Genomic DNA, 7,663 nt, shown 5'->3' on the forward strand with positions numbered 1-7,663 from the left:
CAAGCGAATTTTCATCCAGGAGGTCGACAGATCTAACGGCGCGGGTCAACGGCGAAGGCGACCTGAATAAGAGCGTGCCTGCCAACACGATCCCCACGGAGCAATCACCGATCCCTAACTAGGGACGTCGCAAACCCTCCAGCCCTCTGGCTACCCAATTCGCGCTCTGTGTATGCGGTGAACTGTAGCAATCTCTGCCAAAAGAGTTCTTCAACCCGAGTCGAGGCAAATTCTTTGGACAGTTCTCCGATGCGTCTTGCAGTGTAGCGGATGTGGCTACACTCGTCGCCACTTAACTTGCATAGCGTTCGACCCAGCATGTCTAGGTTACGGTGCGGGCAATATGCCTCGAGCACGGGCTCCAACAACTTCTGGTGAATGCGGGTCCTCACCTCACCGAGGTTCACCTGAATCAAATAGTCGAGCACCCTCCAGGTTTCGAGGCTAGCGGCCTCGACCTGGCTGTGCTGCATGGGGGGAAACTGGGTCTCAACGGCCCCGCGCACATTATCTGGCAATGCGTCTGGAAATACCAGATCGGCGAGACGAAGGTACATTCGGCAATGACCTGCCTCATCCTCGACATGCTGGCTCAGATCGTCAACAAGCCCGGCACTTGTGCAAGCGTTGGCAATCTTCGCTAAGTCGCGGGAACCCTCGCCCTCTTTGATCGCATTCGAGACAAGCGACTGCAGCACCCATACCGGGTTCTCAATATGCGACCTAAAACTGTTGCCGTAGTCGGCGAGGAAGTATGGCGGCACGTGACGTGCAACAGCGTCGCCAAACAGCCGAAGGTAGTCGCGCGTTGCTATGTCGCCTTGTTCGTCAAGGGCAGTTTCAACAAAACGCGCGACGTAGTCCATTGTCATTTTTCAACTTCGAGCGGGCCATTGCAAGCGATAAAAGGGGCCATGCCGTCCTTGAAGGGTGAACTGCTGATACCGATTATCCCTGCGTTGATGGCAATGTTGTCGACCTTCAGGGTTGTCCCATCGACATAACCGGAAATGCGTATGCCTTTACCTCCAGCGAGGGACCTGAGGGCCTTAGCTTGATCTTCACTCAGTTCGAAGGAAAGCGGTGCTTCAGACATAGTCGAAAACTCCTTTGCCATAGAATTCACTGAACGCCGTTATAATTGCAAATCTTGCGATGGGAGCCAATTGCAAAAGGACACGCTTCAAAGCAGAAGCGCCGCCAAACTCTTCAAGGTCAGCCAAGAATGTCCTAGTATCCGCCACAACGATTGCAGGACGCTCCCAACGCTCTTGCCCAACGCTGTAAATGATCTCTGCCAAGTGGTTATCGAACCACCAACGCGACACCGAAATGCTAACTGAGAGGGATTGGACGTAATGCCAGTAACTGGGAGGGATATGCAGGAGGTCGCATGGACCGACGATTGCATGACGTAACGACGGCACGCGTTGCCAGACATTGGGGTCCGTCGGCGAGGCATCGCAATGGTGCCCTCGCACTGTGGCGCCGTCCGTGAGCGCGAAGGTATCCCGTGGGTGGCAGACTGCAACATATTTCCACCCAAACAACTGAATGAAGTAATTATGGTTCGTGACGTAGTCGTTGTGGTTATCTTGATGAAAGGTTTGCACCGTTCCTGGCGGACCGATCCATATGTTGTCGAAGTATGCCGGCTCGCGTGATCGAGGTGAAACAGGCAATCGATGCGCGATGTCGACGAAGGACGCGTCACTCTGCCTGAGATAAAATTCAGTTGTGTCGAGACCAGCGAGATAATCGCCCAATCTCTGTTGCGCCCGGAGGTTCCGCCATCGTTCCTTATGCTCGAGCGTGACCAAGCGCGTCCCATGCCGTGCCGCGATACGCTGGGGTGTGAGGAGGGCAGCAAGTTCATCCAGAGCGGAAACGTCTCGCGACACCCAGGGAGTTTCCATCAGCTCTGCTGCGCACTTCATTCCGATGATGGGGATGCAACCTATTTCCCGAAATCTCACATCGGGACAAACGTATGACAAGTCTGGAGGAGCCGTCTGCAACATCCTCAGCCTCCAAGGGCAGCAACATATCCGCTTGGCAACTGGTCAGCATCGAACGCGGTCCAAGGGATATGATAGTGCACTCGGCTAAGATCCGACTGCCCATTTGCTTGCCATCGTTCCCGATGGGCTGCCAAGGTGCCGGCAAATTCGAGGCCCAGATCACCGAACACGACTATGTCGCGGCCGTGATAAAGCGCGCCCGAGCGGCGCTCGCTATCGATGAGACCGAAAGAGTAGTGTGTGAGGTCGAATGTACGCTCGACGCCTAGGTTCACAGCGCGGAAATTCGGTTCAGCGCCAAAAAGGTAGCTCCGGAATGCCAAAGAATCCAAAACAGGGTGACCAAAGCCTCGGCCCTTTTCAATATGCAAGAAGGACTTCGGTCGCGGATCAATAAGCTTTTCAAGCGGGATGTACCATGTGTCCTCATCTGCAATGGAACCGGTTGTAGGGACGGACACGGACATCCTAGCGCCGACCGTGAGTAGTCCTTTCTCGGTTGCTAGGAAGATCGTAAAGCAGTCCCCGCCACCCGGAATCGCTACAGGCATAGCGAGCATGCCTCCCGGCACCCGCAACGCCTCGCGAAGCAGTCGCGGGATGCCACGAAACGCAGAAGTGGCTATTATGACGTCGAAGAGACCCAGCTCGGGTAGTCGATCGACCCAATCACCTAATTGCACGCGCACACCAGAAGTGCCGATGAGGGCGCGCTGTGATTGATCGAAGAGGTCGGGAATAATCTCGCAACCAAATATCAGTGGGACGTCTCCTTCCCTGCCGGCTAGCAAGGAGAGTACTGACACCAGATAACCAGTTCCTGTTCCAATTTCGTATATGCGCTTCCCCCTCAGATCGCCGAGTTCTCTGATTATCCACCTAAGAAACGTTCGATCCGATATTGCTGAGAGAGTTGTCCCATCTGCGTCTGAGAACGTTCGAATAGGACCATCAAAACGCTCATGCCCCCTCGGGGCAAATCGCGCTATGTCCACCCCCGCGAAAGCGGCGTTGATGTCAGTATCGCCCATGGCACTAGGTTTAGCTAATTGATCTTACCTTAAGCTAATAGAGAGCGTCAGTTCGCACCGCGATGCAAGCACTTTTGCCAATACTAGTCTCCAGCTATCCATTTCAGTTGAACCCACATTCCATGCCTGTTCATGGCGCGACCGCGACGGCGCGCGTTGTCAACCGAAATGTCTGCTTCCGGGCAGAGGTAAAGTTCGCCTCTATGGCCGACACGAGGCGCAAAAGCTGCCAGGCGGCGTTGGGCCGTTGCAGGTTGGCAGTTTTAAGGCACAAATAGTCGGAAACGAACGTTGAGGCACCCCGCTAGGCATAGTCGTGACCTGACCCAAAGCTACCGTTTCGGCCAACACGGAAAAGCCCTCCAAAAGGGCCTCGCACTCAGTTCGCCATAGGCCGATTGCAGTGCGACGAATAGATCGCTTGCTGCGCTCAAACCCGGCTACAGCGAGAAATTCGCTACTGGTGCGGCATCGTGATGCCGGCCGCGGTCGGCGGCAGCGTGGTCGGTGCCTGCCAATTAACGTCGACTTTGCCCGACGCGGTCAGCCCTTGCGGGAGAAAGGCGGCCTGATCGAGCCTAACGACAAGGACGTAGTCACGGCGCTGTCCTGTCGGTGTGATCTGGATCGACCCCTTCTGTCCCAGCGTTGTAGGGATCTTGCCCTTGGTCAGTTCCAACTTGAACCACAGGGGGACCGTACCTGAAAACACCGGCGTGACGACATGGGCGAGCATGTAGATCGGCTGCGTGAGCCGCACATGGTAGGTTGTGCTGTCGCCATTGGGCGTATCAAGCGATGTCGACCCCGTCGCCGACTTCGCGCCCAAGGTAACCAGCGCGCCGCCGATTGGAATGGTGCCGCTTATCTTGCAGAACTCTACTTTGCCGCCGACCACTAAGCCGGCAAGGCCAAGTGTATTTTGAATGCGAAAAGCGAGGCCGTCATTCTCATTCCAGCTGTGATCGATATGATCGACGTGGAGCGCGCCGTAGAAAGCTTCGTTGAATGCCGGCACAACCTCGAAACCAATGCGACCTGGAAGCGGCCAAGGGCAATCGGTCCAAGTTCGAGCGATATAGCCCGAGTAGCCGTACGATTGATCGTCATCGTGCGATCGTTAAATCCAAGATTGTTGAATGCCTCGATCGTGTCTTCGATTGGCCTTCCGTGACGTCGAACTGGACATCCTGGCCTGCGCGCCCGCGGTACGGTGCCGCCATTCTTGAAGTGACCAGTGTAGCGCTCGCGGGGAAATAGGAAGCCATCGCTGCCGATTTAGTATTTCTGAAGGTCGGATTATAGTCTTTGCAGGCCATCTCGCTCAGAATAATTCGCGGCGGAGGGCACGTAGCAAAGATGGGTTCGCAAGCTCGATCAACGGCATCTTCTCTGTCGAAACGCCAACAGTGACGCGCAGTAGAACCGCGAAGGCGTGACGAACGAGATCGAGAGAGTGATCGTCGGCCCAATAGTCGCTGGACGGTCTCTTGCGCGTTCTCGCCCAAGTTGGTGGCACGCCATGAGCGATGTCATTCCTGATCGCAAATGCAAGACTGGCCGCATTGGACCATGTCTGAAGAAGGGTGCGCTCGTCTCCCGCTGGCAGCGGTTGACGCGAATGTTTCAAGCATCCCGATCAAATCAGAGATCATCTTCGCGTCGGTCTCGGGTCGAATGCCCTTTGGATTGACGCCCTTGAGCTTCCACAACGCCGCTCCAGGTGATGTTCGATGCTGGCGGCGAAGATGATGATCGGCGCAATGCGCTGGCCAACCAGCGGCTTCAACCCAAGCCGCTCTTCGAGGGTATCGGCCCTTCCATAGGTCATTCGCGATCTCGCGACACCTTGCCCGGGGCGGACCATACATTTTTGCGGCAGCATCCTTCAAGATCCATTGTCGAGCATCCGCTCCGCCGGCAGCTTCTTGAGCCGCGCGTTCTCGTCCTCCAGCGCCGTCAGGGGACGGGCGTCGGACAATTCCATCCCGCCAAACTTCGCCTTGAACTTATAGAAGGTCGCTGCCGAAATGCCGTGCTTGCGGCAAAAGTCCGCCGTATTCGCACCGAGAATGTCTCGGGGCTTGAAGATCGATCAATCGAACCAACGTTGTGGATAGGTGGCAGAGCGGTCGATTGCGCATCCCTGATAAGGAGGTGGACCTTCATCGGTCTCGTGGGTTCGAACCCCGCCCTGAATTAGAAAAGCCCGCTCCTGGATTCAGTCGAGCGGGCCCTTAAAGGCTATTTTGTTTTCGGCTATGGTCCGCGGGTCACTTCGATGTCGACCGTCCGGATGGGCCCATTTCCCTTGCGTTTTGGCCCTTCGACATTCTGCTGTTTGAAGACATTGGAAACATCATTTCCGTTTGACCCTCAACCCGCTTGCGGCCAAGCTTTTGTGGCGAAACAGCCGGCTGTCTTCCTACTTCCGGAAGATCTATCATCCCCCAGGCGTTCGACGGGCGTCTTCTAAATCTGGACTTTAGGAACTTGCTTTGAGCGCGGGCCGACCTCACCCTCGGATGCAGCCTCTCTCAGCATCGGTGCCGTTGGTGGATCAAGGCAAACCAAAACGCCAATCTCTGCGCTCTCCAGTTTGTGGATGGCGTCGACGCCAACGTGCAGTCCACCTTTTCGGACACAACCAGTTCGCCGGAAACCAAACTCCTTGGCGCTCTTCTGAATGAGGCCAAAACTGCTTCATGTCTGTCAAACCGGCGCTATTTCTTTTTTTTCACCCTTTGCGTAAGAGCGGATCCCGCGACCGATTTGACTGCCTTTGAGGAGCTGTTAGAACGAAGCAACTTGGATGCCGTCGAAGCAACTTTCTTGCTCGTAGTCTCATTGGGTTTCTTCGCCATTGGTTTTCCCCGCGCGGTTGAGTCGGAGTAATACGCATTGTGATGCGTCTGCAATCAACTGCCGGAGAGCACTGTCCCCAACTTTCATTTTCCAACACTCGGTCCGGTTCCGCAAACAACCAAGCGGAGCAGGAACTATGCTCGCCTTCATTGCCTTTCACCTTTTGTCGGTCGGCATCGGCTGTTCTGCCGTCCTCCGTGATCAGCCACGCTAAGGCACGCAGGAATTCGAAATATGCGAGCACATCTTCGATGAAGATGTTGGCGATGCAACGTTTCTCATCACAGTATTTGACAAGGTAGCCGTTGCGACCGCCGAGCCTGCTGCCGTTTAACCAAAGACCAAGTCTCGCTGTCCATGTCGGCAATCTCTCATGATTGGTGAGATCGGCGACGGCGTAACTGCGAAGCCGGCGGCGCTTCGCGTCCTCGGCTGTGAGCGTGATCTCGCGGCGCTTCGCCTCCGCCGCGATCTAGCCGCGCCGGCCGATTAACGCGTCAATTGGCGCAAGGTCATTGTCAGCGCGCAGCTTGAGATATTCGAGCATCGAGAAGCCTGCAGCAAGGATCGCCTGTCGGACCTTATGCAGCGCCTGCTCGATGGATCCCATTGGTGGTGCGGTCCTGACATAATCCGCAGTGAAATGCCCTTGAGTCTTCACGTCAGTAGGCGAGGATACGTGGTCGCAATTGAGGGCTGTACGAAACCTCGAAAAGTTGCGCGATTGTTGGCCAGTAAGGCAATCCATCCCGGTCACGCAAATGGTCAAACGGCAGCAGTCTTCCGAGGTCGATAAATTCAAGGGCATCGAAATTGGGCAGCCGGATCCACTTCTGGTTCTACCACACATCGCGTCGCGTCGAGTAGTGCGAACTGTTCGCCGGTCGCAGCTGCGAGAAATCGTTCCCCTGTCTGATACGACCGTCTATGAGATGGAACAGCGTGGCGAGTTCCCACGACGCTTCAATCTCACCGCCCGCTGTGTTGTTTGGGACTTGGCAGAAGTCGAAGCGTGGATCGAGGAGCGGCGGAATGCGTCATCTGTCGGAAAAATCAAGACCAAGCCTGCGCCTGACGTAAGACTACGAAAGGCAAGACCCGTCAAATCGGATCAAGGATAACCGCTGCCTCTGCAGGCGGCTGGAGTCTGGGCGTGTGCTTTTTGCCTGCCGCCCACGCATCGACCATGTCCGCCCATTCCTGCAGCATATGACGACGCTGCGGCTCATATTCAGCTCTGTTGTAGACACCTCGAGAGGACCGCCTGTCGTCGTGGGCAAGGCATTTCTCAATCCAGTCGCGATTAAATCCGATCTCGTTCAGGAGTGTTGAGCCGGTGCGCCGAAGGTCGTGCACTGTGAAAGGCGCGAGCGGAAAGTCTTGCTGCTTTGCCCGCTCGACAATCGCCGCGGTTACCCGATTGAACGTCGCGCGCGACATGGGCTCATCGGCATCGTAGCGGGACGGCAGCACATATCGGGAGTTCGCCGCACAAGTCTTGAGCGCGATCATGATATCGAGGGATTGCTGTGACAGGTAGACGTTATGCGGCTTCTTCCGCTTCATTCGCTCTTTTGGGATGCTCCAGACGGCGTTCTCGAAATCGACCTCGTCCCAAGTCGCCTCGAGTAGTTCACTCTTTCGGACCATCGTGAGCAGGATGAACTTTAGGCCGACCCGAATCGTCGGCAGCGTCGGCACGTTTTCCAACTCTTTCAGCATTATCCGGATTTCTGCAGGCGACAG

Annotated in this window: 8 protein-coding genes and 1 pseudogene; 1 reads left to right on the forward strand and 8 read right to left on the reverse strand. The window is 55.8% G+C overall.

Features of this window, described 5'->3' with window-relative positions; translation table 11 throughout:
- Positions 1-104: 104 nt before the first annotated feature.
- From EN742_RS16705 to EN742_RS38150, 7 genes and pseudogenes are all read right to left on the reverse strand, one after another.
- Positions 105-866, reverse strand: coding sequence for a hypothetical protein (locus EN742_RS16705; protein WP_091595760.1), 762 nt, complete (start codon positions 864-866; stop codon positions 105-107).
- Between the two features lie 2 nt (positions 867-868).
- Entirely contained in the window at positions 869-1,096 is a 228-nt protein-coding gene (locus EN742_RS16710; protein ID WP_091595762.1) for a hypothetical protein, read from the reverse strand.
- The gene (locus tag EN742_RS16715) at positions 1,089-1,916 is read right to left on the reverse strand and encodes a cupin-like domain-containing protein (protein WP_189347346.1); all 828 of its coding nucleotides are present in this window, start codon (positions 1,914-1,916) and stop codon (positions 1,089-1,091) included. Before EN742_RS16715 ends, EN742_RS16710 begins: the two co-directional genes overlap by 8 nt.
- A gap of 107 nt (positions 1,917-2,023) precedes the next feature.
- On the reverse strand, positions 2,024-3,052 hold the full coding sequence (locus EN742_RS16720; RefSeq protein ID WP_091595766.1) for a hypothetical protein: 1,029 nt from the start codon (positions 3,050-3,052) through the stop codon (positions 2,024-2,026).
- 457 nt (positions 3,053-3,509) lie between these two features.
- Positions 3,510-4,070, reverse strand: coding sequence for a hypothetical protein (locus EN742_RS16725; RefSeq protein WP_091595768.1), 561 nt, complete (start codon positions 4,068-4,070; stop codon positions 3,510-3,512).
- 879 nt (positions 4,071-4,949) lie between these two features.
- Positions 4,950-5,144: pseudogene (locus EN742_RS16730) on the reverse strand (transposase); the annotation flags it as partial.
- A 1,245-nt stretch (positions 5,145-6,389) separates the two neighbouring features.
- Positions 6,390-6,527, reverse strand: a complete 138-nt coding sequence (locus EN742_RS38150; RefSeq protein WP_164746654.1) for a hypothetical protein — start codon at positions 6,525-6,527, stop codon at positions 6,390-6,392.
- Between the two features lie 256 nt (positions 6,528-6,783).
- On the opposite strand from EN742_RS38150, the gene EN742_RS16740 reads away from it, so the two are divergent.
- Positions 6,784-7,038, forward strand: a complete 255-nt coding sequence (locus tag EN742_RS16740) for an AlpA family phage regulatory protein (RefSeq protein WP_091595894.1) — start codon at positions 6,784-6,786, stop codon at positions 7,036-7,038.
- Here the strand turns inward: EN742_RS16740 and EN742_RS16745 are convergent.
- On the reverse strand, positions 7,019-7,663 hold a 645-nt coding region (locus EN742_RS16745), incomplete at its 5' end, for a site-specific integrase (protein WP_148670126.1). The genes EN742_RS16740 and EN742_RS16745 overlap by 20 nt on opposite strands.

It is taken from the genome of Mesorhizobium sp. M4A.F.Ca.ET.020.02.1.1, assembly GCF_004022645.1.
Classification (GTDB): domain Bacteria; phylum Pseudomonadota; class Alphaproteobacteria; order Rhizobiales; family Rhizobiaceae; genus Mesorhizobium.